This is a genomic window from Fundidesulfovibrio soli (genome assembly GCF_022808695.1).
In the GTDB taxonomy this organism is placed as follows: domain Bacteria; phylum Desulfobacterota; class Desulfovibrionia; order Desulfovibrionales; family Desulfovibrionaceae; genus Fundidesulfovibrio; species Fundidesulfovibrio soli.
Map to the genome: position 1 here is coordinate 1 of NZ_JAKZKW010000023.1, position 25710 is coordinate 25710.

At 69.3% G+C, this 25710-nt stretch carries 24 protein-coding genes; 10 read left to right on the forward strand and 14 right to left on the reverse strand.

Translation table 11 applies throughout. The features are described from left to right. Positions 1–223: 223 nt before the first annotated feature. Entirely contained in the window at positions 224–1861 is a 1638-nt protein-coding gene (locus MLE18_RS15425) for a bifunctional metallophosphatase/5'-nucleotidase (protein WP_243439697.1), read from the reverse strand. 15 nt (positions 1862–1876) lie between these two features. Next, positions 1877–2380: a HyaD/HybD family hydrogenase maturation endopeptidase gene (locus MLE18_RS15430; protein WP_243439698.1), complete on the reverse strand. Its 504-nt coding sequence runs from the start codon at positions 2378–2380 to the stop codon at positions 1877–1879. Between the two features lie 154 nt (positions 2381–2534). Between MLE18_RS15430 and MLE18_RS15435 the strand changes: the two genes are divergently transcribed. Beyond that, positions 2535–4568 carry a right-handed parallel beta-helix repeat-containing protein gene (locus MLE18_RS15435; protein WP_243439699.1) on the forward strand — a complete coding sequence of 678 codons (2034 nt, stop codon included), beginning with the start codon at positions 2535–2537 and terminating at the stop codon, positions 4566–4568. Between the two features lie 76 nt (positions 4569–4644). Here MLE18_RS15435 and MLE18_RS15440 read toward each other — a convergent pair whose 3' ends face one another. The 10 genes from MLE18_RS15440 to MLE18_RS15490 form a co-directional block, all read right to left on the reverse strand. Beyond that, positions 4645–6336 (reverse strand): nickel-dependent hydrogenase large subunit, encoded by a 1692-nt coding sequence (locus MLE18_RS15440; protein ID WP_243439700.1) that lies wholly within the window; start codon positions 6334–6336, stop codon positions 4645–4647. A gap of 49 nt (positions 6337–6385) precedes the next feature. Further along, complete coding sequence (locus MLE18_RS15445; protein WP_243439701.1) at positions 6386–7333, reverse strand: hydrogenase small subunit; 948 nt, start codon at positions 7331–7333, stop codon at positions 6386–6388. A 407-nt stretch (positions 7334–7740) separates the two neighbouring features. Next, a complete protein-coding gene (locus tag MLE18_RS18015; RefSeq protein WP_272881705.1) occupies positions 7741–8895 on the reverse strand; it encodes a fused response regulator/phosphatase in 1155 nt (384 codons plus the stop codon). Next, positions 8873–9484: a CheB methylesterase domain-containing protein gene (locus MLE18_RS15460; protein ID WP_243439702.1), complete on the reverse strand. Its 612-nt coding sequence runs from the start codon at positions 9482–9484 to the stop codon at positions 8873–8875. The genes MLE18_RS18015 and MLE18_RS15460 overlap by 23 nt, the downstream gene beginning before the upstream one ends. After that, the gene (locus tag MLE18_RS15465) at positions 9481–11742 is read right to left on the reverse strand and encodes a hybrid sensor histidine kinase/response regulator (protein WP_243439703.1); all 2262 of its coding nucleotides are present in this window, start codon (positions 11740–11742) and stop codon (positions 9481–9483) included. Before MLE18_RS15465 ends, MLE18_RS15460 begins: the two co-directional genes overlap by 4 nt. After that, complete coding sequence (locus MLE18_RS15470) at positions 11739–12296, reverse strand: chemotaxis protein CheW (RefSeq protein ID WP_243439704.1); 558 nt, start codon at positions 12294–12296, stop codon at positions 11739–11741. Before MLE18_RS15470 ends, MLE18_RS15465 begins: the two co-directional genes overlap by 4 nt. Further along, positions 12293–13573, reverse strand: a complete 1281-nt coding sequence (locus MLE18_RS15475; RefSeq protein WP_243439705.1) for a CheR family methyltransferase — start codon at positions 13571–13573, stop codon at positions 12293–12295. Before MLE18_RS15475 ends, MLE18_RS15470 begins: the two co-directional genes overlap by 4 nt. Next, positions 13570–14034 (reverse strand): chemotaxis protein CheW, encoded by a 465-nt coding sequence (locus MLE18_RS15480; RefSeq protein ID WP_243439706.1) that lies wholly within the window; start codon positions 14032–14034, stop codon positions 13570–13572. The genes MLE18_RS15475 and MLE18_RS15480 overlap by 4 nt, the downstream gene beginning before the upstream one ends. After that, a complete protein-coding gene (locus MLE18_RS15485) occupies positions 14034–16127 on the reverse strand; it encodes a methyl-accepting chemotaxis protein (RefSeq protein WP_243439707.1) in 2094 nt (697 codons plus the stop codon). Before MLE18_RS15485 ends, MLE18_RS15480 begins: the two co-directional genes overlap by 1 nt. Continuing rightward, positions 16124–17149, reverse strand: coding sequence for a methyl-accepting chemotaxis protein (locus MLE18_RS15490; RefSeq protein ID WP_243439708.1), 1026 nt, complete (start codon positions 17147–17149; stop codon positions 16124–16126). The genes MLE18_RS15485 and MLE18_RS15490 overlap by 4 nt, the downstream gene beginning before the upstream one ends. A gap of 120 nt (positions 17150–17269) precedes the next feature. Between MLE18_RS15490 and MLE18_RS15495 the strand changes: the two genes are divergently transcribed. The 5 genes from MLE18_RS15495 to MLE18_RS15520 are packed head-to-tail and all read left to right on the forward strand — an operon-like array spanning position 17270 to position 21587. Further along, entirely contained in the window at positions 17270–18421 is a 1152-nt protein-coding gene (locus MLE18_RS15495; protein WP_243439709.1) for an ATP-binding protein, read from the forward strand. Positions 18422–18425: 4 nt separating this feature from the next. Then, complete coding sequence (locus MLE18_RS18020) at positions 18426–19661, forward strand: AAA family ATPase (RefSeq protein ID WP_336605590.1); 1236 nt, start codon at positions 18426–18428, stop codon at positions 19659–19661. After that, positions 19648–20607 carry a metallophosphoesterase gene (locus MLE18_RS15510; RefSeq protein WP_243439710.1) on the forward strand — a complete coding sequence of 320 codons (960 nt, stop codon included), beginning with the start codon at positions 19648–19650 and terminating at the stop codon, positions 20605–20607. The genes MLE18_RS18020 and MLE18_RS15510 overlap by 14 nt, the downstream gene beginning before the upstream one ends. Continuing rightward, a complete protein-coding gene (locus MLE18_RS15515) occupies positions 20579–20920 on the forward strand; it encodes a hypothetical protein (protein ID WP_419714895.1) in 342 nt (113 codons plus the stop codon). The genes MLE18_RS15510 and MLE18_RS15515 overlap by 29 nt, the downstream gene beginning before the upstream one ends. After that, the gene (locus MLE18_RS15520; protein WP_243439712.1) at positions 20913–21587 is read left to right on the forward strand and encodes a hypothetical protein; all 675 of its coding nucleotides are present in this window, start codon (positions 20913–20915) and stop codon (positions 21585–21587) included. Before MLE18_RS15515 ends, MLE18_RS15520 begins: the two co-directional genes overlap by 8 nt. Before the next feature lie 212 nt (positions 21588–21799). Here MLE18_RS15520 and MLE18_RS15525 read toward each other — a convergent pair whose 3' ends face one another. Further along, positions 21800–22660 carry a PHP domain-containing protein gene (locus MLE18_RS15525; protein ID WP_243439713.1) on the reverse strand — a complete coding sequence of 287 codons (861 nt, stop codon included), beginning with the start codon at positions 22658–22660 and terminating at the stop codon, positions 21800–21802. A 103-nt stretch (positions 22661–22763) separates the two neighbouring features. Here MLE18_RS15525 and MLE18_RS15530 point away from each other — a divergent pair, with 103 nt between their 5' ends. The 4 genes from MLE18_RS15530 to MLE18_RS15545 all read left to right on the forward strand — a co-directional run bounded on the left by MLE18_RS15530 (position 22764) and on the right by MLE18_RS15545 (position 24982). Continuing rightward, positions 22764–22967: a Trm112 family protein gene (locus tag MLE18_RS15530; RefSeq protein ID WP_243439753.1), complete on the forward strand. Its 204-nt coding sequence runs from the start codon at positions 22764–22766 to the stop codon at positions 22965–22967. An 86-nt stretch (positions 22968–23053) separates the two neighbouring features. After that, positions 23054–23506 carry an Hsp20/alpha crystallin family protein gene (locus MLE18_RS15535; RefSeq protein ID WP_243439714.1) on the forward strand — a complete coding sequence of 151 codons (453 nt, stop codon included), beginning with the start codon at positions 23054–23056 and terminating at the stop codon, positions 23504–23506. 109 nt (positions 23507–23615) lie between these two features. Beyond that, positions 23616–24470, forward strand: coding sequence for a zinc metalloprotease HtpX (gene htpX / locus MLE18_RS15540; protein ID WP_243439715.1), 855 nt, complete (start codon positions 23616–23618; stop codon positions 24468–24470). A 62-nt stretch (positions 24471–24532) separates the two neighbouring features. Next, positions 24533–24982 carry an SRPBCC family protein gene (locus tag MLE18_RS15545; RefSeq protein WP_243439716.1) on the forward strand — a complete coding sequence of 150 codons (450 nt, stop codon included), beginning with the start codon at positions 24533–24535 and terminating at the stop codon, positions 24980–24982. A gap of 79 nt (positions 24983–25061) precedes the next feature. On the opposite strand, the gene MLE18_RS15550 is transcribed toward MLE18_RS15545, so the two are convergent. Further along, positions 25062–25691 (reverse strand): tetratricopeptide repeat protein, encoded by a 630-nt coding sequence (locus MLE18_RS15550; protein WP_243439717.1) that lies wholly within the window; start codon positions 25689–25691, stop codon positions 25062–25064. Positions 25692–25710: the final 19 nt, after the last annotated feature.

Here is a 25710-nt window from a genome sequence, read left to right on the forward strand (position 1 = left end):
CGCGCACCCGATATATTTGAAGAATATCGGGTGCGCGCCCCGGGCGGGGGCCTCCTCCCCAGACGACGCGTCTCATCGCGGCAGTATGAACAGAGGGAACGCTGAGAAGGTGTACGTTCGGCTTGGGATGCGAAGCGGAAAGGGAGTCGAGAGGGAGGAACTCCCTCTCGCGGGAGAGTTCAGAGAGGGCGGCGCCCTCTCTGGCCGCCGGAGGCCTCTTCGCCTACTTGGGCAGCGCGTCGCCCAGGCGGACGATGCGGCCTTCCAGGCGCGGGGAGAGGGGCGAGTGCCCGGCGAAGTGGTCCGCGAGGGCGTCGCTGATGGCCGCGCCGAAGGCGTAGACCCGTTTGGCCTTCTCCTTGAGCATGGCGTAGCCGTCGCCGCCCTTGAACAGGTAGCCGCTGGTGGCCAGGGAGTATGTCTTGTCGGGCAGCACCGGGCCGTATCCGCCGTCCGTGCCGAGGATGTCGGCCGTGACGATGCGCTGGCCCTGCGGGCGGCGCGGGTCGAAGGAGTAGCGCAGCCCCGAGACTTGCAGGAAGCGCCCGGTGCCGGAGCCGTCGGGCTTGTCGGCCAGGCTGACGCCGTGCTCCAGAACGGCCAGAAGGTCGCGCCCGGAGAGCTGGAAAGTGGCCACGTTGTCGGTGAAGGGGTAGTAGGTGAGCAGGTCGCCCACGGTCACGTCGCCGGCCTTGAGCCCGGCGCGGATGGCCCCGGCGTTGATGAAAGCTGCCTGCACGCCCTGGTTGCGGGCGGACATGCGGATGGCGTCCGCCAGGATGTCGCCCAGGCCGCACTCGCCGAAGCGGCAGTCCGGCAGCAGGTTCTCGTTCACCCGGCCCGCCACCTGGCCCATGTAGGGCTTGAGCTCCTCCTGCATGGCGCGGACCCTGGCCAGCATGGCCCCGTCCTGCGGTTTGGAGGCGTCCAGCAGCAGGGGCGCGCCGCTCCAGGAGACGGGCGCGCCCTTGGCGTCGAAGTCCACGGTGAGCTCGCCCAGGTATTTGCCCCAGGCCTCTGCCTGCACGATGAGCACGGGCTTGCCCGAAGGCGACTGGACCACCAGGGGGTAGGGCGCGGCGGCCTTGGGGTCCGTGTTGGAGAGCAGGCTGTGGCTGTGCCCGCCCACGATCACGTCCACCCCGTCCACCTCGGCGGCCAGCTGCCTGTCGCGCTCCAGGCCCACGTGGGTCAGGGCGATGACGATGTCGACCTTTTGAGAGGCCAGCTCCTGCACGGCCCGGCGCAGGGACTGAACTCCGTCGTGGAAAGCCAGCTCCGGGCCGGGGTTGGAGAGCCGGGAGGTGTCCTCGTTGGCCAGGCCCACCACGCCGATCTTGCGACCGCCGAGGGTCAGCACCGTCCAGGGCTTGAGGCGGGCCTTGAGCGCCGGGTCGCCCGAGGCGTCCAGGTTGGCGGCCAGCACGGGCAGGTTCAGACCGTTCAGGAAGGTCTGCTCCAGGTTGGCGGGGCCGTCGTCGAACTCGTGGTTGCCCAGGGTCATAGCCTGGTAGCGCAGGGCGTTCATGGCCCCCTGGCTTGGCTTGCCCTTGAGCGCCGTGTAGAAGAGCGTGCCCTGGAACTGGTCGCCCGCGTCGAGCAGCAGGGTGTTGCCGCCCTTCTTGCGCTCGGCCTCCACGGCGGCCGCGATGCGGGGATACCCGCCGAAGCACGCGCCCTGGGCGGATTCCTCCTGGGTGCAGGTCTGCCCCAGGTGGTTGAACTCCGCCATGCGGGCGTGGATGTCGTTGGTGTGCAGGATGGTCAGGCGATAGGGCTTGGCCGTTTCGGCGGCCAGGAGCTGGCAGCCCAGAATCAGGACGGCCGCCAGGGCCGCCAGCACTCCGTACAGTCGCCTCATCGCCCCCGCCCCGCGTTATTCCTGGTTTTCCCGTTTCTTGTAGGTGCCGCCGGCGGCCTCGATCTCCTTGAGGGCGAAGGCGCACATGTCGTCCAGTCGCTCGGCCAGCAGGGGGGAGATCTCCACGCTCATGGTGTCGTAGTCCACGGGCTGGATGCCCAGCACCACGCAGTCGGGCTTGTTGCCCACCAGGCCGCAGTAGATCAGGGTGTCCACCAGGTCGGTCTGGTGCATGGAGTCCTTGAAGGCCAGGGACTTGCGCAGGTCGTCGCCGGTGCAGCGGTAGATGGTCCCGGGGTCGCCGCCGCCGAGCACCGCGTCCAGGATGATGGCCATGTCGCAGTTGAGCAGCGGGTCCATCAGGCGCATGCCCAGGGTGCCGCCGTCGAGCAGGGTGACGTTGTCGGAGAACTCGTATTCGCGCTCCAGTTTCTCCATGCAGCGCACACCGACGCCCTCGTCGGTGTAGAGGATGTTACCCACGCCCATCACCAGAATTCTGCGGGCATTGTCTTCCATTGATAGTCCTCCGGGTTGAAGTGCCCCATCATGCCCTGCATAGGGCCTGCGGGCAAGGGCCGCGACGCGTTGACTCGGCGGGGCGGCCCTGTTATGTGTTGTGGCATATTGAACTGTCTTTAGATATCTCTTCGTCGACGCCAAGGGGGCCGCCATGCGGGATGATTCGGCACCGTTGCCTTACTGGACGGAGCGCGGCCGCCGCGTGCTGTTCGTCACCTACAAGGGCGATTGCCGCTACGTCCGCCTGGACGGCCGGGAGCTGCTCTTCACCACGCACACCCTGGCCGACGTGTTCGCCTGCGTCCGCCCGGGCGACATCCTGCAACTGCTGCCGGGCAAGTACTGGCCGCCAATCCTCTACGACGAGGATTCGGGCGCCCCGCCCTCCTGCCGCCCGGTGAAGATCGCCGACATCCACGGCTCGCCGGACATGCCCGTGACCATCCGGGGCCTGGGCGCGGCCACCGCGCTCAACGGCGGGCTGGGCGGCGTCCCGCACGACTCCATGCTGCCGGAGATGAAGCACTTCGCCTTCTTCAAGCTGGCGGACTGCTCCTGGATCGAATTCGAAAATCTGGCCGTGGAGAGTTGCTGGCCCACGTTCCTCTACATGGAGGATTCATCCTACGTGAGCGTGCGCCGGGTCCGCGCCACGGACAGCCGCTATCTGGTCTACGCGCGCGGCCAGGGCTGCCATCACATCCTCCTGGAGGAGAACCACTGGCGCCAGGACCCCACCGGGGCCATGTGGCGCGACCAGCTCTGGCTCGACTCCAAGCGAAAACGCTACTTCTACTGCAACGGCGGCCTCTTCGGCAGCGTTGGCGTCGCGGGCAGCGTGGTGCTGCGCGGCAACACGATCTGCGACGCCTTCAACGGCATGCGCATGAAGACCGAGAAGAAAAAGGAAACCGTGCAGAATTGCAACGTGGAGATTTACTCCAACACACTGCTGCGGATCCGCGACAACCCGGTGGAGCCGGAGCGCGGGGCAACCAACTGGTGGGTGCACCACAACCGCATCCACAACGCGCACGCCTGGTTCTCGCTGGACGAGGTCACCGGGGGCTTCTGGTACTTCTTCGCCAACACGGGCTGGATCACGGACAAGCCCGGCACCCCGCTGGACCCCAACCGGGGCGGCAAGGTCTACAAGTACGACGCCACCGGACTCATGCCGGATGGGTGCGTGCTCGCGTGCAACAACAGCTATAAGCTCTGCAACAGCCTGGTCAAGGGAGGGGCCACCACGCACCTGACGCACCGCAACAACGCCGTGCTCTTCCGGGACGAGCCCCCGGAGGGGAGCCCGGTGTCGGACAGGGCCGATTGCCCGCTGCCCGAGGCCGTGCGCAGGCCCTTCGCGGACGGCTGCCGGGGCGAGGCCAAAGAAGGCGACGACAGATTCGTGGGGGACGGCTTCATGCCCGATGGCTGGGTTGAGGGCGTGAGCTTCGACTGCGACCTGACCAACCTGCCCTGGCCGCCCAAGATCACGGACAACGCCCAGGAGCGGAGCGGCGTGGTGGACCCCGATGCGAGCTTCGTGGATGCCCCGTCTGGCGACCTGCGGCTGGTCGGAGGACCCAGGCCGGGCTGCAGGGTGGTGCTCAAGGCCGTGGAGGACTGGCCCGGGGAGACGGACTGGGATTCGGGGGAGAATACCCCCATCGGGGCCTACGACGTGGCCGGGAGGCTGGTGGCCGGGCCGCCGTTCGTTTTCCTGCGACCCAAAAGCGCGGATGAGGGCTACGTGGAGATGCCCCGGCTGGTGCGGCTGGAGGCGTTCGGTCGTGGCCAGTTGGATGCTGGTGGGATCGCCGCCGAATTGCGGCTCACCTTCTCCACGCCTTTGGCCGAGGGAGGGCCGGTGCGGGCGCGGGTGGTTTCGGGTGGGCAGGAAGCCTGGGTGGAGTGCGCGCGGGACGGGCGCGTGCTGCGCGGGGCGCTGCCAAACGGACTTGGCGTGGAGCGCGAGCCCGGCGAAACTGAAGACGCCTGGGCCGGAGTGTATGGGCTCAAGCTGGATGCAGTGCTCCTGCCCGACGACCTCAAAGGGGCGAATGGGGAATACGTCACCCTCTGGTCCAGCGTGTTCGCCGGGCTGGGCTTCTACGCCACGGGCGAGACGCCCAGGGTGAAGCCGCCCGAGGTGGTCTGTTTCTGCAATTGCGGGGAGGAGTGAGGCCCTCCGCTCTTGAACAAAAAGAGGGCCGCTTGCGCGGCCCTCTCTCATTCTAGGCTAGTTCTTCAATGCGCTCTTACAGCACCTTGAAGCTGAGCACCTCGTTGCTCTCCGGCTGGATCACGTGCACGCCGCAGGCGATGCAGGGATCGAAGGAGTGGATGGTGCGCAGGATTTCCACCGGGCGCTTGGGATCGGCGATGGGGGTGCCGATCAGGGCCTCTTCCACCGGGGAGAGCTTGCCGGCCGCGCAGCGGGGTCCGAGGCTCCAGGTGGAGGGCACGACCAACTGGAAGTTGTTGATCTTGCCGCCCTTGATGTCGATCCAGTGGGAGAGGGCGCCGCGGGGGGCGTCCACGAAGCCGACGCCCTGGGCGCTGTCCGGCATCTTCCAGTCCTGGTAGAGCTTGGTGTTGCCCTTCTTCACGTTGTCGGCAAGCTTCTTCACCCAGGCTTCCATCTCGGCGGCGATGACCGCAGTCTCGACGCCGCGGGCAGCGGTGCGGCCCAGGGTCGAGAACAGGGCTTCCTTGCCGACGCCCAGCTTCTTGCAGATCATGTCCACGACCTTGACGGTGGGCTTGTGGCCCTTGGCGTAGGCCACCAGGACCTTGGCCAGCGGACCGGTCTCCATGGGCTCGCCCATGTAGCGGGGGGCCTTCATCCAGGAGTAGCGGTCCTTGTCGTCAAGCGAGGTGTACTTGGGATCGGTGACGCCCTGGTAGGGGTGCTTGGCTTCGTCGCCAACGTACCAGGAGTGCTTCACGTGCTCCATGATCTGCTTGGGATCCACGGCGCCGACCTTGCCCAGGTCGCGCTTCATGATCACGCCGGCGGGGAAGAAGCGGTCGTCGAAGCCGAACTCGCTCTTGGTGGGGAACTCGCCGAAGGTCATGAAGTTGGTGGTGCCGCCGATGCCGGCCCAGTCCTTGTAGTAGGAGGCGACGGCCAGAAGGTCGGGGATGTAGACTTCGTCCACGAACTTCTTGGTCTCTTTGTACAGGCTCACGAACTCGGCGATGCGCTCGGGGCGCAGGGCGTCGTAGTTGGTGCAGCCGCCCACCACGGTGAACTGGGTGTGGGGGTTCTTGGCGCCGAAGATGGCCATGGCGCGGGCGGCCTTGACCTGCAGGTGCAGGGCCTCAAGGTAGTGCGCGGTGGCGATCAGGTTCACTTCCGCGGGCAGATAGTAGGCCGGGTGGCCGCCCAGGAAGTAGGCGTTGGTGAAAATGCCCAGCTGGCCGGAGTCCACCAGGGCCTTCAGCTTGTCCTGCACGGCCTTCAGGTCGGCCGCGTTGGTCTTGCGGGGCGAGATGTCGTTGGCGATCTTGGCGGCCTTGACGGGGTCGGCCTTCAGGGCGTTCTGCACGTCGACCCAGTCCAGGGCGTGCAGGTGATAGAAGTGCACGATGTGGTCATGCAGGTACTGGGAGGCCATGACCAGGTTGCGCATCAGGGTGGCGTTCTCGGGAACCTTCACGCCCACGGCGTTGTCGACCGCGCGGGTGGAGGCCAGGGCGTGCACGTAGGTGCAGACGCCGCAGGAGCGCTGGGTGAAGTGCTGGGCGTCGCGGGGGTCGCGGCCCTTCAGGATGATCTCCAGGCCGCGGAAGAGCTGGGAAGAGCTCCAGGCGTTCTTGATCTTGCCGTTCTCCACCTCGACCACCATGCGCAGGTGACCCTCGATGCGGGTGACGGGGTCGACCACGACGGGGCCGGTGAAGGTGCTCTGGGGCGTTTTCATAACTTGAGGCTTGCTGTCAGCCATAACGTTCCTCCGTGAGGTGTGCTGCAGTTCGGGCTACTTGCGGTCCTGACTAACGGCCGACGTAGAACGGGGTCATGGTGTCCCAGAACTTCGGCTCGGAGCAGCCGATGCAGGGATGGCCCGCGCGGACCGGCCAGTTGGTCGAGTTGAAGAGCACCTTGGGGCAGTTGTTGTAGGTCTCGGGACCGCGGCAGCCCAGCTCATAGAGGCAGTAGCCCTTCTTGGCTTCCTCGGAGTCGAAGCTCTTGGCGAACTGGCCGGCTTCGAAGTACTTCAGGCGCTCGCACTGGTCGTGCACGGACTGGCCGAAGAAGACCTTGGGACGCTGCAGGGAGTCGAGCTCGATCTTGTCGCCCTTCAGGAAGGCCACGACCGCACCCACGAAGTTCACGGGGTTGGGCGGGCAGCCGGCGATGTTGATGACGTCCTTGCGGCCCAGGAACTCGCTCACGGAAACGGCCTGGGAGGGGTTCGGCTTGGCGGCCTGCACGCCGCCGAAGGTGGCGCAGGCGCCGATGGCGATGATGGCCTTGGCCTTGGCCGCGCAAGCCTTCAGGTTGTCGGCCATGGTGTGACCGCCGACCTTGCCCCAGGCGCCGTTCTCGATCATGGGCACTGCGCCTTCCTGCACCAGCACGAAACCCTCGGGGGACTCCATGGCCTTGTGCAGAGCGTCCTCGGCGGCCTCGCCCGCGGCGGCCATGATGGTCTCATGGTAGTCCAGGCTGATGGTGTCGAGGATGAGCTCGTCGATGAAGGGCTGATAGGTGCGCAGGACGGCTTCGGAGCAGCCGGTGCACTCAGCGCCGTGCAGGTAGATCACCGAAGGACGCTTCTTGGCGGTCAGGGCGGCGGCGACTTCACCCGCTGCGCCGGGGCCCATGCCAAGGGCGGTGCCCACTGCCGCGCAGAACTTCATGAAGTCGCGGCGGGAGACGCCCCTTTTTTCCAAGCGTTTTTCGGCGTCGTCCTTGGCAAGACCAATGGATACGCGCATACGGACCTCCCAAATCGTTACAGGTTGGCTGGTTCTCAGGTATAAGCCTCACTGGAAACCACGAGACGCCGCCCCCCACAGACGGGCGTCCGGGCCAAAGTCCTCAAAGGCATCAGCGCCTGACATATCCAGGTGCGCGGGATACTAGCAGAACTAGGATACCTTTGCCAGAGGAAATTGTTACTTGTAGAACAAGGCAGGATAAATTGAACCCGAAGCGGGTCTGAAATCCACAGAGAGAGGCTGTTTCGGGGCTTTTGCACCCCTGCGGGGGCGAGTATGAATGCTGCGTCACGTTATTTTTTATCGTGACACATTATTTTGTGATTTGTTTCACTAGTGATGCGCGCCTGCAATGGCTCCCGCTGGCGCGGCCACCTTCCACATGCAGCATGCCCTCCCGGGCATCAGCCGATGCGCAGACGCAGGGCGGTCAGGTCGTCGTCGAGCACCTGCAGCCCCCGAACGGCCCTGGCCTGGTTCAGCAGGTCCGCCAGTTCCGGCCCCATGGGTCCATAGCTGGCGCACCGCTCGCGGAAATCCTCGTAGCCCTCCATGACGCCGTCGGCCCGGCGCAGCTCGTAGGCCCCGTCGGAGAACACGAGCAGGCTGGCCGGCCCTTCCAGGGCCACCTCCTCCTGCTTGAAGCGCGCTTCGGGCATGGCGCCGATGAAGATGCTCTGGCACCGCAGCTCCCTGACGGACCCGTCGGCCTGGAAGAGGAGCGGGGGCGGATGCCCGGCCGAGGCGAAGCGCACCACCCGGGCCTGCATGTCGTAGACGCCGTAGAAAATGGTGAAATACAGGTCGTTCTGGCGCGGCATCTGGAACACCGCGTTGAGCCCCGCAAGCACCTGGGCGGGCTGCGTGAAATCCACCCCGGGCAGGGTCTGCGCGCGCAGCACGTTGAGCGCCGAGACTGAGAGCAGCGCAGGGCCCACGCCGTGGTCGCAGACGTCCAGCAGGTAGAAGGCGAAGCGGTCCTGGTCGATCCAGTGGTAGCCCAGGGCGTCGCCGCCCAACTGGGCCGAAGGCTCGAACAGCCAGTCCGTGAGCACGGGGCCCTGCTCCAGGGGCTTGGGCAGGAGGTTCCGCACGTACTGCGCGGCCTGGTCCAACTGGCGGGCCAGCTCGCTGTAGGCGCGGTCGCGCTCCAGCAGGCGGGTGTAGGCCTGGGAGTGGTAGCGCAGCCGGGCCACCAGCTCCACGCGGTCGGGCAGCTTGACCAGATAGTCGTTGGCCCCCAGGGCGAAGGCCTGGGCCTTGGTCTGCGGCTCCTCCCGCGTGGAGAGCATGATGAGGGGCAGGTCCTTGAGCTTGGGATGGGCGCGGAAGTAGCGCACCAGGGTCAGCCCGTCGATGTCGGGCATGACCAGGTCCAGCAGGACCACGGTGGGATTTGCGGCCAGGGCGGCGGGCAGGGCCTTGGCCGGGTCCTGCACGCTGTGGAAGTCGATGTCGGCTTCGGGGGCCAGCATGCGGCGCACGGCCTCGGAGACCATGGCCTGGTCGTCCACCATGAGCACTGTGACGCGAGGTTCAACGGGTACGGCTTCGAGCATGGAGGTTCCGGATATGTTTGGCCGCAAGGGCGGCGATTGAGTTGAGCGGCAGCACCATCTCCGCCGCTCCCATTTCGCGGGCGGCCTTGGGCATCCCGTACACGGCGCTGGACTCCCGGTCCTGGGCGATGGTCAGCCAGCCGGCCTTGCGCAGGGCCAGCAGGCCTTTTGCCCCGTCGGACCCCATGCCGGTGAGCAGCACCGCCACCCCCGGGCACAGCCGGGAGTCGGCGAGGCTCAGGAACAGCGCGTCCACCGACGGACGGTAGGGCGTGGCCAGCGGCTCCTGGGTGTATTGCAGGGTGTTCACGGGGGAGAGCACCAGGTGGTCGCCCCCCCGGGCCAGCAGCACGCGCCCGGGCAGGAGCCGGTCCCCGTCGCTGGCCACTGCCACCGGCAGCGCGCTTTGCTGGGCCAGCAGCTCGGCCAGGTTGCCGCTGAAGGCCTGGTCCAGGTGCTGGGCCACGAGCACGGCGGCCTGGATATCCTGCGGGAGGCCTGAGAGCAGCTCCGCGACCGCGGATGGCCCACCGGTGGAGGCCCCGATGGCCAAGACGGGAGGCTGGCGGCAGGAGTAGGCGGTGTTCATGGGCCGCCTATGAGGTCCGCCACGGCCTGGAGCAGGGCCTCGTCGCGGAATCCGGATTTGGGCAGGTAGAAGTCGGCCCCGGCTTCCAGCCCGGCCAGCCGGTCCTCCTGGCGGTCCTTGTAGGAGACGATCATCACAGGGGTCCGGGCCAGGGCGGCATCCGCGCGGATGCGCCGGGTGAGCTCGATGCCGGTCATACGGGGCATGTCCACGTCGGTTATGATCAGGTCGAAGGAGCCCATGCGGGCCAGGGCCAGGCCCTCCATGCCGTCCACGGCGGTGGCTGTGCGGTAGCCGCGCCCCTCCAGGAGCTGGCGCTGCACTTCGCGCACGGTGAGGGAGTCGTCCACCACCAGCACGCTCTTGGGCGCGCGCTCGGGCGCGGGGGCTTCGTCCGTGCCGACCCCGGCCAGGCGGCCCTCGGCCAGCAGGCCCTCCAGGGAGCGCAGCAGGTCGGCGTCGTCAAGGATGAGCACGGGGGAGCCGTCCTCCATGGTGGAGGCGGCAGCCACGCCGGGCACCTTGCCCAGGCGCGGGTCCAGGGGGTGGACCACCAGGTCGCGCTCACCCAGGAAGGCCTCCACGGCCAGGCCGAAGCGCGCGCCGCGATCCTCCAGGAGCATCACGGGCAGGGCGGGGTCGCCCTCGTGGCTCGGCAGGGGGGAGGGCGGCACCCCGAGAATCTGGGCGGCCTGGGCGAGGCCCACGTTCTCATGGTCCAGCCGGAGGTACTGCATGCCGCCGGTGGTCTGCACGTCTCCGCCGGGGGCCAGCAGCACCCGGCCGATGCGCGCCAGGGGCATGGCGTAAGGCTCGCCGCCGATGCGCACCACCAGAGCGCGGACCACGGAGCGGCTCACGGGCAGACGCATCACGAAGGCCGTACCCTGCCCGGGGGCGGACTCCACGCGCACCTGCCCGCCGACCTCCTGCATGACGGTCTTGACCACGTCCAGGCCCACGCCGCGCCCGGAGACGCTGGTCAGGGCGGCGGCCGTGGTGAAGCCCGGCAGGAAAAGGAACTCGAACAGCTCGGCGTCCGTCATGCGCTGGGCGATGTGGGCCGGGGCCAGGCCCTTGGCCTGCACGGAGGCGCGGATGGCCTCGGGGTCGATGCCGCAGCCGTCGTCGGAGAGGCGCACCTCCAGGCTGCCGGAGACGTGCCTCGCCCCCAGCACGATGCGCCCCTGCTGGGGCTTGCCCCTGCGCACGCGCTCCTCCGGCGGCTCGAGGCCGTGATCCAGGGCGTTGCGCGCCAGATGCAGCAGCGGGGCCTCCAGGCGGTCCAGGATGTCGCGGTCCACGGAGGCGTTCGCCCCTTCCAGCACGAACCGGGCCTGCTTGCCCAGCTCCTGGGCTAGGTCGCGCACCAGGCGCGGCAGGGCGCGCGCGCCCTCGCCGAAGGGTCGCATCCTGCTGCCGAGCACCTGGTGGTAAAGCTTGTCGGAGAGGATCTCCATGCGCCGGGCCAGCCCCTCCAGGGCGCAGACCGAGTTGGAGTGCCCGGCGTGCACGGTGCGCAGCATCCCGGCGGCCCGGTCCAGCTGGTCCTTGGCGTCACCCTCGGGGAGCAGGGCGCGGGTCTGGGAGAGCAGATCCTCCAGGTCCAGGAAGCCGCGCCGCTGCATGCGGGCCTGCTCGAACACGCGCCCGAGCTGGCCGGACTCCACGATGCACTGGCCGGCCAGGCCCATGAGCCTGCCCAGCAGCTCGGCGGAGAGGCGCACCACCCCGCCTTCGGACCCGGATGGGGACGCCGGGGCGCCGCCCTGGTCGTGGGTTGCGGGGGGCTGGGCGGTTTGGGCCGGTTGTGAGGCCGGGGAAGCCTCGGGGGCTGCATTGTCAACCGGAGCGGCCTCGGCGGGCAGGGCGCGCAGTGCGGCCTCCAGGGCGGAGGCCTCGTCAGCGCCGTCGGCCAGGGCCTGGGGCAGATCCTTGGGGGCCCTGGCGGCCAGGCGCGCGAAAAAGTCGTTGGCCGCGAGCAGGGCGTCCACGCGGGCCTTGCCCGGGGCCCGGCCCTCCTGCTGGGCGGCCTGGAACACGTCCTCCATGGCGTGGGCCAGGCCCACGGCCTGGGGCAGGTCCACGATGCGCGCCGCCCCCTTGATGGAATGGGCCGCGCGCATCAGGGATTCGAGCAGTTCGGGGCGCGGATCGTCCTCAAGGCCCATCAGCCCGTCCTCGATGGTGCGGCAGTGGGTGGAGAGCTCGATGCTGAACAGCTCCAGCAGGGAGAAATCGGCCAGATCGGGGCTCACGGGTGCAGGCTCCCGAGCAGGGCCGCGCCCAGCTCCTCGATTCCCACCAGCCCGGCGCTGCGGCCCTCCAGTTCGATGACGCCGACCACCAGGGGCCTGGGGGCCAGGGCCACCGTGGCGGGCAGCGCTCCCAGTTCGCCGGGCAAGTAGCCGCAGGTGCCCGAGGCCTCATCCACCAGCAGGGCGAAGCGCCCCTGGGGCACCCGCACCGCGACCATGCGCGGCCGGGCCGGGGCCGGGTCCGCCGGGCCCCCCAGCAGGGCGGAGAGCCGGACGCAGGGCAGCAGCTCGCCGTCCACGTTGGTCAGGCCCAGGAAGGCCGCGTTGGAGAGCCGGGGCACGGAGTGCACGGACCCGGCGGGGAGGGCCGTCTCGATCATGGCCGCGGGGAGGCCCAGCCACTCGTTACCGGCCCGCACCAGCATGGCCCCGGACCGGGGGGCGGTCCGTTCGGGCTTGGGAGCGGCGGTCTGGAGGGTCCACTCCTCGAGGATGTCCGCCGGAACGTCGCGGTCATAGAGCAGGCGTGCGGCTTTGTTGCCGTCGTCGTTCACGGGCGCTCCTCCCCTGCGCGGGCGGCCCTGCCGGTGAGCAGGGCGGCTTCGTCGGCGCGGCCTTGGGCCTGGCGCAGCAAGGCCAGGTGGGTGAGCGCCCCGGCGTGGGCCGGGTCGAGGTAGAGGGCCTTGCGCAAGGCCTGCTCGGCCTCCCTGGCGCGGCCCCGTGCCAGTTGGGCCACCCCTTGGAGGTAATGCGGCTCGGCGCTGGGGCCGCACAGGGCCAGGTGGGCCTCGATGGCCTGAAGGGCCTCTTCCAGGCGGCCCTGGTCGGCCAGGGCGCGGGCCTCGTCCAGTGTGGGGGCCGGGACGGAGTCCGGTCCGGCGTCGGGGCCAGATGACGAAACAGGGGGGGCGGCCGGGGTCCGGCGCCCAGGAGCGGCCGCCTTGGGCCGCGCAGCCGCGCGCGATGTTCCGGGTGCTTTGGGTCGGGCCGCTTTCGGGGCGGAACGCAGGGCGCAGGCGCTCCAGGGGCTGAGCCCGAGCGCGGCGAAGGCCCCTGCCTCGGCCGGGCTGGCGAAGAGCGTCCCGCCGGGGGCCAGCAGGCGCTCCAGGTTGCGGGCCAGCCTCTCGCGGGCCTCGGGCAGCAGGTAGATGAGCAGATTGCGGCAGAGGATGGCGTGATAGGGCGAATGGCCGGCCAGGAATGCCGGGGACGTGGCGTCGGCCTCGATGAAGGTGATGCGCTCAAGGGCCTGGGGGGCCAGGCGCAGGCCCTGGTCCGTGGCCTGGAAGAAGGTCCAGGCCCCGGCGAGCGCCTGGGCCGCCGGATCGGCCGGGCAGCCGGAGGGCGCGTCGGCGGCGGGGCCGCGCACGCTTGCGGGGCCGAACAGTCCGGAGCGGGCGGCCTCAAGGGCGGCGGGGCTGGCGTCGGCCGCGTCCACCACGAACCGGCGGGGCTCCAGGCCCGCATGCAGCAGGGCCGCGGCGGCCGAAGCGGGCTCCTCGCCCTGGGCGCAGGGCACGCTCAGCACGCGAAAAGGTTCGTGCTTGTCCTTCACGTGGGCCTGGGCCATGCGGGACAGCGCCGCGAAGGCCTCCCTGTCGCGGAAGAGCCAGCTCTCCTGCACCACGGCCTCGCCCGCCAGCAGGCGTCGCTCGGCCGGGTCGGCCTCGAGCCTGAGCAGGTATTCCTCCACGCCGGTTCCGCCCGTGCGGGCGAGCCCGGCCCGCAGCGCCCGCCTGAGGGCGTCGGCGCCCACGGCCTTGAGCTCCAGGCCGGCATGCCCGGCGACCCGGGCCAGGTCCGCGTGGGACACAGGTCTGGAGGCGCTCACGCGGCCTCCAGCCCGGCCAGCAGGCGCTCCAGCAGCTCGGCGGGCAGAATGGCGCCTAGCTCAAGGATCTGCACCAGCTCGCCCTCCTGCTCGGCCACGCCCCGGATGTAAGGCGCGGCCGGGGCTCCGGGAGCGCTTATGTCGGCCTCGTCCAGCTCCACGGTCTTGAAGACGCGTTCAGCCATGAGGCCAAGCAGCGCTGGGCGGCCGTCCGCACGCGCGCCGGGCCGGGGCTCCACCACCACGATGCGGGTGGAGGCCCAGGGGCGCGAGGGCTTGCCCGCCAGGAGCACGTTCATGTCCGCCACGGGCAGGGGACGGCCCCGGTGGTTCATGACCCCGGCCACATAGCCGGGCGCTCCGGCCAGGGGCGCGAGGGTGACCAGGGGGGTCACCTCCTCCACCATGCGGGCGGGCAGGGCGAAGCGGGTCCCGGCGGCCTTGAAGGCGACGAAAAGCATCAGCGCCCCTGGCCGAAGCCCTGGAGCACTTCCCTGAGGCTTTCGGCCGTGCGGTTGAGCTCCTCCGCGGCCAGGCGGAACTCGGCCAGGGAGTCGCGGGTCTGCCCGGCGTTGTCGGCCAGTTGGCTGATGACCTCGCTGATCTGGTCCGCGCCTTCGGCCTGCATGCGCATGCCCTGGGTCACGGTGGAGAAGCGCGGAGTGAGCTCCTCGCCGGAGGCGATGATGCGCCCCAGCTTGGCGTTGACCCCCCGGGAGGTGTCCGCGGTCTGCTCGGCCAGGGCGGAGAAGCCCTCCATGGCGGCAGACCCGGCCTGCACGGAGGCCTGCATGTCCCGGATGGTGCGCTCGATGTCCAGGGTGGCGGTGGCGGTCTGGTCGGCCAGGCGGCGTATCTCGCGGGCCACGACTGCGAAGCCAGGCCCGAATTCACCGGCCTTTTCGGCCTCGATGGCCGCGTTGAGCGAGAGCAGGTTGGTCTGGGTGGCCACCTTGGAGATGGTGGAGAGCATCTGGCCGATGCCCGAGGTCTTCTCGCGCACCAGGGCCAGCTTGGCGTTCATGGTCTTGCCGGACTGGTAGAGGTCGTCCATGGCCTGCTCCATGGCGGCCAGGCTCTCGCGGCCCTCTTCGGCCAGGGCGGAGCTTTTGTTGGCCACGCCCAGCACCTCGGACATGGTGTCCGCCAGGGACGCGGCCGTGGCCGAGATCTCCTTGCTGGTGGCCCCGACTTCCACGGTGGAAGCGGCCTGCTGGGTTGCGGCGGCCTCCAGCTGCCGGGCCGTGGCCGCGATGCGCTGGGCCGAGGTCTGGATCTGGCCGCCGGTGGAGGTCAGCGTGCTCAGGAGTTCGTCAAGCCCCTGGATCATCACGGAGACGGCGTAGAAGAGCTGGTTGATCTCGGACTGGCTGCGCCCGCTCTCGGTGTTGCGCCTGAGCACCTTGCAGCCCTTGGAGCATGAGCGCTCCAGCAGGGCGGAGGCCTCGGCCACGCGGCCCTGGGCGATGAGCGTGGCGATGTTGGCCACGCGCGCCAGGGGCCGCGACACGGAAGTCAGGATGGTCCAGGCCAGCAGTAACGCCATGAGCACCGAGCCCACGCACACGCCCAGGGCGGAATACATCTGCAGGCGCAGCTTGTCGGCCCGCTCGGCGATGAGGGTGTTGAACACCGTGTTGCAGACGTCCCAGAGGTTGGCGCCGGCGTCCCTGGCCTGCTTGGCGGACTTCTGGAAGGTCTGCATGTCCACCTTGGAGGACGGCCCCCCCAGGGTCTTGCTGAGATCAAGGAAGGCGCGGCTGGCCACGGCGTAGTCCTGCACGGCCTTGGGCAGGACCACGAGCTTGTCCTCCCCGATGGACCTGCGGGCCTTGGCCAGCTTGTCCGTGATGCGGTCCACCACGGACAGCTCCCAGGCGACGCTGGCCTGCTCCATGCGGGCGCGTTCCTTCTCGGCCCCGGGCAGGTGCGTGAGCGAGAGGTAGCCCGAGGTGTAGAGCCAGCCCAGGCGCTCCTGGGCGCGGGGGATGTCGAAGAGCAGCAGGTACATCAGGTAGTAGCTGGCCAGCTCCGGGTCCAGCACGAGCTTGCCCGAATCGGCCACGTACTCGCGCAACTGGGAGAGCAGCTCCAGCGCCGAGTTGTGGTTGACGATGGCCTGGTGGGGAGTGTCGGCGCGGCTGTCGAGCAGGCCCAGGAGGCGCTTGCTGAAATTCCTGGGGTCGATGTTCTCGAGCCCCAGGGGGGCGAGCACGTCGGATGTGAGCCCGAGCTCATGCCCGTGCAGGGCCATGCGCTGATCGAGCACCCCCAGGCGTTCGCGCAGGATGCTCTCCATCTTGGCCGAGGCCGGGCCTGTGTCCTCGCCTGCGAAGGCGGCCAGCGCCAGCCGCAGGTGCTCGGGCACCAGTTCGGTGAGGTCCTCGATGGGGTCCACGAGGGAGATGGCGTTGATCTCCACCTGGGTCAGCCGGATGTTTGCGTTCATCTGCCCGGTGAGCAGAAAGAGCAGCATGCCTATGGGGACCAGAAATACGCTGCCGCAGAGGGCGAGCTTGGTCCTGAGGGTGAGGTCGCGCCACCAGGCGATCATGACGATTGGTCCCCTTTGAGGGTTGGAGCGTCCGGCGCGGCCAGTTCATCGGCCGCGGCGCGCAGCGTTTCGGCCAGCCCGGGCAGCGCGGCCAGAGCGCCCTGCACCCGGTCGGATGTCTCGCGGGCCTTGGCCAGCACGGGCGGCAGCCCGCGCAGCTCGGGGCCGAGGGACTCGATGGCTTGGGCGAGTTCCTCCAGAGCGCTGGCGGCGGCCCGTACCGCCTCCCGGCTGGCATGCAGGCGCGCGGCCCCGTGCCCGGCCTGGCGGGTGAGGGTGTCCATCTCCATCACGTCGGCGGCCACGGCCTGGCGCATGCGGGCCACCAGGCGCTCGATGTCTCCGGCGGTTTGGGCGGCGGTGTCGGCCAGGCGGCGTACGGCCTTGGCCACCACGCCGAAGCCGCGCCCGTGCTCCCCGGCCTTCTCGGCCTCGATGGAGGCGTTGAGCGAGAGCATGTCCGTCTGTTCGGCGATGTCCGCCATGCCCGCCACCAGGGACTGGGCCTGCTCGGCCGTGTCCGCGATGACGGTGAGCTTGGCCTGCGCCCCGTTCGCACCCGCAATGACGCGCTCCATGGCGGCGTCCAGCTCGACCAGGCTCTGGGCCGCCCTGTGGGAGAGCTCCCTGGCGTGCTCCATGCCATGCGCGGCGGCCTCCAGAGTCTGGATGGCCTGCGAGCCGCGGCTCCCGGCCACGCCCAGTTGGGCCGAGAGGTCGAAGGCGTCGTCTCCGGCGCGCCCGGCGCGCTCGGCCAGCGTTTCGGCCATCTCGCTCACCCGCCCGGCGCGCTCGGCAGCCCTGCCGTCCCGGGGCTGGGGTTCGGGGGCGGGTGCTGGCCGCGTTCCGGGCCCCTCGTCAGGCCTGGAGCCCAGCGGCAGCGCCGCCAGCAGGCCCGCGAGGCCGGCCACCGCGAGGCCCACGGCCAACTGCGGCAGCGCCGGAGCCGCGGGGTGGAGGTAAAGCAGCGCTTCGCGAGCCAGCCAGGCCAGCAAGGCGGCGCAGGCGCAGGCGAGGGCCATGTACGGTCCTGGGCGGGAAGTCATGGATCAACACCTACCGCGCTTCCAGCCCGGGCGCAACGTGCCGGAGTCGGCGGATATTGCCCGGAGCGAAAAAAGGGGATAACCATTCGGCCCATCATGAGTGCGTCAGGACCATCGAACCTTCCCCCCGAACCGCCGCGCAGGCCGAATAACGACATCTGCAGGATATATGAGGGGCTGTGCGGAAATTTCATCGCCCAGACCCTGGACGCCATCCCCATCATCGTCATCGTGCTGGACCGCAACAGGCAGGTGGTTCTGGCCAACGCCCAGACCCTGCACGCCACGGGCCTGCCCATTGAGGAGGTGCTGGGCAAGCGCCCCGGGGAGGCGCTCAATTGCGTGCACGCCCTGAGCGCCCCCAGAGGTTGCGGCACCACGCAGTTCTGCACCCGCTGCGGAGCCCTGCGCTCTCTGCTGGCCGGGCTGGAAGGGCGCAAATCCGTGCAGGAGTGCAGCCTGAGCAGGATGGGGGCCCAGGGCGTCGAAGCCCTGGACCTGCAGGTCAGCTCCTCGCCCATCGAGATCGAAGGCACCACCTATGTGCTCTTCAGCATCCAGGACATGAGCGACCAGAAGCGCCGCCGCCTGCTGGAGCGCCTCTTCTTCCACGACGTGCTCAACACCGCGGGCGGTCTCTCCGGCCTCATGGATATCCTGCGCACGGAGGTGCCCGGGCACCTGCGCGAGGACGCGGACTTCATCCACGGATCCCTGGCCGGCCTGGTGGAGGAGCTCTTCACCCAGCGCGACCTGGCCGCCGCCGAGAGCAACGAGCTCCACCCGAGCTTCGGGCGCGTGCGCAGCGCCGAGGTGCTGGGCGCGGCCCTGCGGCTGGGCGCCCCCTACGCCATGGATGGCGACAAGGTTCTGCTCATGGATCCGGACTCCTGCGACGTGGAGATAGTCAGCGACGCCGCGCTCCTGAACAGGGTGGTGGGCAACATGGTCAAGAACGCGCTGGAGGCCTCGCGAAGCGGCGGAGAGGTCACCCTCGGCTGCACGTGGGAAGAGGGCCGGCTGCGCTTCTGGGTGCATAACCAGTCCGCCATGAGCGAGGACGTCAGGCTGCAGGTGTTCAAACGGAGCTTCTCCACCAAGGGGCGGGGGCGCGGCCTGGGCACCTACGGCATGAAGCTGCTGGGCGAGCGTTACCTGCGGGGGGCCGTGGGCTTCGAGTCCGACGAGGAGCGGGGCACCACCTTCCACATCAGCCTGCCCCTCGCGCCCCAGGACGATCCGGCCTGACCCCGTGATCCTTCGCCTGACCCTCACCGACTTCATGGCCCACAAGGCCACCACGCTCGACCTCGCCCCGGGGTTGAACGTGCTCTGCGGCCCCAACAACACGGGCAAGTCCGCCCTGGTTGAGGCCCTGCGTTGCCTGGCCACCAACCCCTCCCGCCGCCACTGCATCCGCCACGGCGCCACCGAGGCCCGCGTGGAGGCCCTGCTGGACGACGGTTGGCGCGTGGCCTGGGTGCGCCGTAAGGCCTACGCCATTTACGAGCTCCACCCTCCGGGGGAGGCCGAGCCCCAGATTTTCGCCAAGCTGGGCAAGGGCGGCGTGCCCGAGGAAGTGGCCCGGCGGCTGCGGCTGCCCCTGGTCAGCTTCGAGAAGGGCGAGGACGTGGACGTGCACCTGGGCGACCAGCGCCACCCCATCTTCCTGCTGGACCGGCCCGGCTCCGTGCTGGCGGACTTCCTGGCCTCCTCCACCGAGAGCGCGCACCTGATGGCCATGCAGGACCTGCTGCGCGAGAAGGTGCGCCGCGCCCGGACGGACTCGCGCCGCCTGGAGGAGTCCCTGGCCGCAACCGGGCAGGGCCTGGACCGGCTCGACGCCCTGCCCGGGCTCTCGCTGCGGCTTGAGGATCTTCGCGTCGGCGCGGAGGCCCTGGCCGGGCGGGCCGCCGCTGTGCCCCGGCTGGAGGCCCGCCTGGGGAAGATGCGCGGACTCTCGACGCGCTCGGCTCAGTTGCAGGCCCGCCTGACTCTTCTTGAGGGCCTCTCGGCCCCCGCGGCCCCGGCCCCGGCCGCGCCCCTGGCCGAGGCAACAGCACGCCTGCGCGCCCTGCAAGAGCGCACCCGCGCGGCCCAGGCCGCGAGCGCGGCCCTGCTGCCCCTGGCGGCCCCCCCGGCCCTGGCCCCCGCAGGCCAGCTGGCCCAGGCCTCGGCCCGACTGGAGAGGCTGCGCGCCCAGCGCGACGGGGCCGAACGCCGCGGGCAGGCCCTTACGGCCCTGGCCACCCCGCCCCCCCTGGCCGACCCCGCCCCCCTGGCCCGGCTCGCCGGGGCCATGGCCACCCTGGCCGCGCGCATCGCCAAGGGCCAGGCCTGGCTGGCCGGGCGCGAGGCCGAGCTGGCCGCCCTGGGCGAGCGCATCGCCCACCGCCTGGAGCAGGTGGGCGAGTGCCCCTTGTGCGGCGCGGACCTGGACGCCGCCAAATTCCTGAAAAAGAGGACGCCGGGTCATGAGCCTACCTAGAATCAAGGCCGATGGCCTGATGATCGTCTGCGACCCGCACGTGGCCGCCACCCCGCCCGGCCACCGCCTTGAGGGCTACCGGGAGCAGATCCTGGCCAAGCTGGCGGCCTGCCTGGAGCGCGCCCGGGCCTTGAACCTGCACACGGTCATCGCGGGGGACCTGTTCCACTGGCCGCGCGAGAACCCCAACAGCCTGGTGGTGGAGCTCATCGAGCTGTTCCGGCCGCACCAGCCCTCGGTGCTGGTGGGCAACCACGACAAGTACCTGGCCCGATTCACCCGCGACGTCTCCCTTGCGGTGCTGGACGCGGCCGGTGCAGTGCGCCTGATCAGCGAGCCCGGCCCCGCCTTCCTGCTGGAGACGCCCGCGGGAACGGTGCTGGCCGGGGGCTCCCCCGACGGCTCGCATCTGCCTCGCCAGGTGGACCCGGGCGGCGCGGTGGAGACCATCTGGTTCACCCACCACAACATCACCTTCCCGGACCACGAGGGCCTGGTGCTCGAACCACGGGAGATCCCCGGGCTGGACTGGCTCGTCAACGGCCACATCCACCGCCCGCAGCCCATGGTCGCGGCCGGGGCCACGCGCTGGTGCAACCCGGGCAACATCACCCGCCTGACCTTCTCGGCCCGCACCAAGGCCCGGGTGCCAGCAGCCTCCGTCTGGCGGCCCGGCGCGCAGGAACTGGAGACCTGGCCCGTGCCCGCGCTCCCCTGGGAGAAGGTCTTCCCGGACCAGCCCTTCGCCCCGGAGCCGGACGCCAAGGAGCGCCACTCCCTGTTTCTCAAGGGCCTGGAGCGCCTGGCCTGGCGGCGCACCCAGGAGGGCCTGGGCCTCAAGGATTTCCTTTCCGCCAACTTAAGCCCCGAGCATGCGGAGACCCCGCTGATCTGGGAACTCTACGAGGAGGTTGCCGGTGGCAAAGACCGCCCCAAGCGACCCTGACGCCCGGCTGGAGCACGAACTCGGCCAGCTCAAGGCCGAATACGAGAAGCTGCGCGAGGAGCAGGTGCGCGCCGAGCAGACCCTGGCCCATTTGCAGTCCGAACTGGCAACGCTGGAGGAGCAGGCCCGGGCCGACTACGGCACCGCCGACCCGGCCGAGCTGGAGCGTATGCTCGCGGCCATGCGCGCGGACAACGCCCGCCTGGTGGAGGAGTATCGCGAGCACATCCAGTCCGTGCGCGAGGGCCTGACGAATCTTGAGCAGGGCCTGGAGCAGGGCCTGGAGCGGGAACCGGGGGGCGGGCGTGGCTGAGGAGCTGGACGCCCTGCGCCGCGAGCTCGAAGGGCTGGAGCGCCGTGCCGGCCGCCTGGAGGGCCGCGCCGAGGCCCTGGTGCGCGAGCATCAGCGCCTGCGCCGCGAGCTTCAGGCCGTGCGCGATTTCCTGGAGATGGCCCCCAAGGCGCAGGACCGCCTGGAGGACCTCTCCCGCGAGTTGTTCGGGGAGCTCATGGAGGAGGTGGAGGCCAACCTGACCCACGCCGTGCGCGAGATCCTCGGGCAGGACCGCAAGGTGGTCAGCCGCAGGGAGGTCAAGAACGGCAAGTTCTTCATCAACCTGGAGATGGAGCAGCAGGGCGGCACCGAGGACATCCTCACCGGCCAGGGCGGCTCGGTCTGCAACATCCTCTCCGTGGGGCTGCGCCTGATCGGCCTGGCCCAGCTCGACCCCCAAACCCACCGCCGCTTCCTGGTGCTCGACGAGCAGGACTGCTGGCTGCGCCCGGAGCTGGTCTCCAGCTTCGCCCGGCTCATCGCCTCCATAGGCGAGCGCCTGGGCCTGCAGGTGCTCTACATCAGCCACCACGCCGTGGACGCCTTCTACGGCCACGCCAGCCGGGTGTTCCAGCTCTCCCCCGGGCGCGACGGCGTTCGGGTGGACGTGCTCACCGACAAGGCCGCCAGCCAACCACTGGAATAGCCCCGAGTGTTTGCCACGTTTCAGGCGAGGCGAGGCGTTGTGGGTCCAGCTGTGGCCTCCCCGGGGCCGAACTGTCTGATGTTCTTCAAATACAGCGGACAGTTCGGCCCCGGGGAGGCCACGGCTGGAGCCGAGACAAGCAAGAGCCTCCGGCGGCCAAAGGGAGTTCCTCCCTTTGGAATCCCATATGGGGTGCGGGGGAGGGCGGCCGTCTAGGTCCAGAGCCCCTTGGCCTCGCGCCTGGCCTTCAAATCCTCAAGAACTTCGTAGGGTACGCGCAGCGTCCCGCGCCCCGCGCCCAGCCGCACGCCCGGCTTGGCCCGGCCGTGGAAGTCCGACCCGCCGCACACGCCCATGTCCAGCCTGCGGGCTAGTTCAATATACTCGCGGGTGCGGGTCTGGGAGTGGTCGGTGTAGTAGGCCTCCAGCGCGTCCACACCCAGGTCGCGGCAGGCGCGGACGAGTTCTTCCAGGGGGCGTCCGTTGAGGCCCAGCAGGTAGGGGTGGGCCAGGGCCACCGTGGCCTGGGCCTCGTGCAGGCAGGCCACGGCCTCCTCCAGGGGCAGGCTCGGCTTGGGGGCGTAGGCCAGGCCCTGGCGGCCCAGATATTTGCGGAAGGCGGCCTCGTAGCTCTTCACCGCCCCGCGCTCCACCAGGATGCGGGCCATGTGCGGCCTGCCCACCGTCCCCTGGGCCGAGTCCAGCAGCTGCTGGTAGTCGATATCCATCCCCAGGGCGCGCAGCTTGTCCACCATGTACTGGTTGCGGGCCTCGCGTCCGCCCAGGATGCCCGCCAGGGATGCCCGCAGGGCGTCCGCCTCGCGGTGGCGCACCCACAGCCCGAGCACGTGCATGGTGCGGCCCTGGAAACTGGCGGAAAGCTCGCACCCGGGCACCACCTCCATGCCGGTCTCGGCCCCGGCCTCCAGGGCTTCGTCCAGGCCGTCCATGGTGTCGTGATCGGTGATGGCCAGCGCGCCGAGCCCTGCCTCGGCGGCCATGCACACCAGTTCGCCCGGCGGGAATTCGCCGTCGGAGAAGCTGGTGTGGGTGTGCAGGTCTATGGGGCCCATGTCTTGAGGCTAGGGGCAAAGGCCCCGGGCGTCAACGCAAGCCTTGAGCACGGCGCGAAGCTGGAGTATGAAGCGCGTACATCACACCGGAGGCATCGTCATCATGTCCATTTCGCCCCAGCTGCTCGAAATCCTGGCCTGTCCCAAATGCAAGGGCGCGCTCGCCCCGGCCGCCCAGGGCGAAGGGTTGGCCTGCGCCGCTTGCGGCGTCGTCTACCCCATCCGCGAGGACATCCCCATCATGCTGGTGGAGGAAGCCGTGGAGCTCTCCAAATGGGAAGCGGGGGAGCGTCAGTCAAAGCACTAGCGCCTTGACACTCCTAGCCAAGTGCTTACCTCACCAGAATATTGCGCGGCCTCGTCCGAGGCCGCCGCGCAGCGAGGTGAACCCGGATGGCCAAGCTGAACTGGAACCCCTGGATGGGTCTGGCCGACATGAAGGCCGAGTTGGACCACATCCTCAATGAGGCCGCCCGCAAGGGGCGGGCCCCCAAATCCGTGGCGGACAAGGCCTACTTCTGGGCCCCGGCCGCCGACGTGATGGAAACGGCCCAGGCCTTCGTGATCACCGTGGAGCTGCCCGGCGTGGAGCGCGAGGACGTGGCCGTGGAGGTCAAGACGCGCACCCTGTGGGTCTACGGCGAACGCCGCTTCGAGAAGATCTGCGAGGGCGAGGGCGTGTACCACTCCCTTGAGCGCTCCTACGGCCCCTTCGCCAGGCGTTTCGCCCTGCCCAAGGGCGTGGACCGCGCCGGGGTGGCAGCCGTTTTCAAAAACGGCCTGCTGGAGATCACCCTGCCCAAGGAACGGCAGGAAGCCCGCCGCCGCCGCATCCACATCGCATGACACCCCTGCCTCCCATGCGGCGTCGCCCCGGGTGGGTACGCCGCAGGCGCGCTCCGCGCGTCCCCTTTTGCAAGCCAAACAGACACTTTCCCTCCAGGAGGAGAGAACAATGACCAGCCAGATCAAGACCGCCCTGCTGTTGGGCGTCCTGACCGCCGTTCTCGTGCTCATGGGTTCGGCCATGGGCGGACGCACCGGCATGATCATCGCCTTCGGGCTCGCCCTCGTCATGAACGTGGGCAGCTACTGGTTCTCCGACAAGATCGTGCTGCGCATGTACCAGGCACAGGAGCTCACCGAGGCCGACGCCCCGGGCCTGTTCGACCTGGTGGCCCAGCTGTCCCGCAACGCCGGGCTGCCCATGCCCAAGGTCTACCTGATCCCCCAGGAGCAGCCCAACGCCTTCGCCACTGGCCGCAACCCCGAAAACGCCGCCGTGGCCGTCACCGAGGGGCTCCTGCGCCTGGTGAGCCCGGACGAACTGGCCGGGGTGCTGGCCCACGAGATGGGCCACATCAAGAACCGCGACATCCTGGTGCAGACCGTGGCTTCGGTCGTGGCCGGAGCCATCACCAGCCTGGCGAGCATGATCAAGTGGGGCGCCATCTTCGGCATGGGCCGCTCAAGCGACGAGGAGGGCGGCGGCGGTGGCATCAGCGCCATCTTCATGGCCATCCTGGCCCCCATCGCGGCCATGCTCATCCAGATGGCCATCTCGCGCTCCCGCGAGTACCTGGCGGACGAGACCGGCGCGAAGCTGGCGGGCAACCCCCTGCCCCTGGCCGGTGCGCTCAAGAAGCTCGATGACTACGCCCACGCCGTGCCCATGCAGGGCGCCAACCCGGCCACGGAGAGCATGTTCATCGTGAATCCGCTCAGCGGCGGGGGCATCGCCGGGCTGTTCTCCACCCATCCGCCCACCGAGGAGCGCATCCGCAGGCTGCGCGCCATGGCGGGGAGGTAAAGAGCCTAGAGGAGAGGATGAGCGGTGGTTCGCCGCCGCCGCCTTCCAGGAAGGAGGCGACCATGACCGAGACGTTCAAGCTCGAAATGACCAGGGTCTTCAAGGCTGAACCGGGCAGGGTCTACGAGGCATGGACCAGCGCGGACCGGCTCAAGCGCTGGCTGCTGCCCCACGACAGCTTCAAGGCCGAGGCCAAGGTGGACGCGAAGCCCGGCGGGGAGTTCCGCATGGACATGGCCGGGCGCATCGGAAACGACGACGTGTCGGGATACGCCACCGGCGAATACCGGGAAGTTGTCCCCGGGGAGAAGCTCGTCTTCACCTGGAACTGGCACAACAAGCTCGCGAACGAGGTGATGCCCGAGACTCTCATCGCCGTGACCTTCGCGTCAAAGGACGGCGGCACGGAACTGAGCCTCGTCCACGACAGGTTCATCACCCCCGGCCTGCGCGACGAGTACACCTCCGGCTGGCTCAACTGCTTCAAGAATCTCGACGCGCTGCTGGGCTGACAGTCCTCGGAGTTCGATGAAAAAAAGCGGGCCCCGTCGCAAGACGGGGCCCGCTTTATTGATCGTAAAGGCTTGTGGGCTAGGCTTTCAGCGCGGCCTCGATGTCCGCGATGAGCCCGGGGTGCACCTCGAAGTTGCACTCCTGGGCGCGGGCCACGAATTCCTTGGCCTTGGCGGGCTCGCCTTTTTCAAGGTAGGCCAGGGCCAGGTTGTTCCAGGCCGGGCCGAACTTGGGGTGGAGCTCCACGGCGCGGCTGCTCATCTGGATGGATTCGTCCAGCTCACCGGCCATGAACAGCGCGCTGCCCAGGGTGCCGAAGGCCTGTACGAACTGGGAATCCAGCTTGACGGCCTGGCGCAGGGCCTTGATGGCCTTTTCCACGTCGCCCATCTGCAGCAGGCAGAAGCCGATGTTGCCGTGGGGCACGGCGAAGCGGGCGCGGGCTTTGACCGCGGCGGTGTTGTAGCGCAGGCAGGCCTCGATGTCGCCGTCGTTCATGGCCAGGCCGCCCAGCTGCACGTAGGCTTCGGCCATGGTGGGGGAGCGCTCGGCCGCCCGCACGAAGCAGGTCTTGGCGTCCTCGTAGCGGCGCTTGGAGATGTAGGCCACGCCCAGGTTGTAGTGGGAGGAGGCGCACTGGTCGTTCTTGCGCAGCTTCTCTTCCAGGCCTGCGATGTGGTCGTCGATGTTGTCGGCGTATTGGACCATTGGATCACCCCGATTGTGT

Coding starts and splice junctions, on each gene's coding strand:
- MLE18_RS15425 (WP_243439697.1), bottom strand. CDS start 1,861: ATGAGGCGACTGTACGGAGTGCTGGCGGCCCTGGCGGCCGTCCTGATT.
- MLE18_RS15430 (WP_243439698.1), bottom strand. CDS start 2,380: ATGGAAGACAATGCCCGCAGAATTCTGGTGATGGGCGTGGGTAACATC.
- MLE18_RS15435 (WP_243439699.1), top strand. CDS start 2,535: ATGCGGGATGATTCGGCACCGTTGCCTTACTGGACGGAGCGCGGCCGC.
- MLE18_RS15440 (WP_243439700.1), bottom strand. CDS start 6,336: ATGGCTGACAGCAAGCCTCAAGTTATGAAAACGCCCCAGAGCACCTTC.
- MLE18_RS15445 (WP_243439701.1), bottom strand. CDS start 7,333: ATGCGCGTATCCATTGGTCTTGCCAAGGACGACGCCGAAAAACGCTTG.
- MLE18_RS18015 (WP_272881705.1), bottom strand. CDS start 8,895: ATGCTCGAAGCCGTACCCGTTGAACCTCGCGTCACAGTGCTCATGGTG.
- MLE18_RS15460 (WP_243439702.1), bottom strand. CDS start 9,484: ATGAACACCGCCTACTCCTGCCGCCAGCCTCCCGTCTTGGCCATCGGG.
- MLE18_RS15480 (WP_243439706.1), bottom strand. CDS start 14,034: ATGCTTTTCGTCGCCTTCAAGGCCGCCGGGACCCGCTTCGCCCTGCCC.
- MLE18_RS15485 (WP_243439707.1), bottom strand. CDS start 16,127: ATGATCGCCTGGTGGCGCGACCTCACCCTCAGGACCAAGCTCGCCCTC.
- MLE18_RS15490 (WP_243439708.1), bottom strand. CDS start 17,149: ATGGCCCTCGCCTGCGCCTGCGCCGCCTTGCTGGCCTGGCTGGCTCGC.
- MLE18_RS15495 (WP_243439709.1), top strand. CDS start 17,270: ATGAGTGCGTCAGGACCATCGAACCTTCCCCCCGAACCGCCGCGCAGG.
- MLE18_RS15510 (WP_243439710.1), top strand. CDS start 19,648: ATGAGCCTACCTAGAATCAAGGCCGATGGCCTGATGATCGTCTGCGAC.
- MLE18_RS15525 (WP_243439713.1), bottom strand. CDS start 22,660: ATGGGCCCCATAGACCTGCACACCCACACCAGCTTCTCCGACGGCGAA.
- MLE18_RS15530 (WP_243439753.1), top strand. CDS start 22,764: ATGTCCATTTCGCCCCAGCTGCTCGAAATCCTGGCCTGTCCCAAATGC.
- MLE18_RS15535 (WP_243439714.1), top strand. CDS start 23,054: ATGGCCAAGCTGAACTGGAACCCCTGGATGGGTCTGGCCGACATGAAG.
- htpX (WP_243439715.1), top strand. CDS start 23,616: ATGACCAGCCAGATCAAGACCGCCCTGCTGTTGGGCGTCCTGACCGCC.
- MLE18_RS15545 (WP_243439716.1), top strand. CDS start 24,533: ATGACCGAGACGTTCAAGCTCGAAATGACCAGGGTCTTCAAGGCTGAA.
- MLE18_RS15550 (WP_243439717.1), bottom strand. CDS start 25,691: ATGGTCCAATACGCCGACAACATCGACGACCACATCGCAGGCCTGGAA.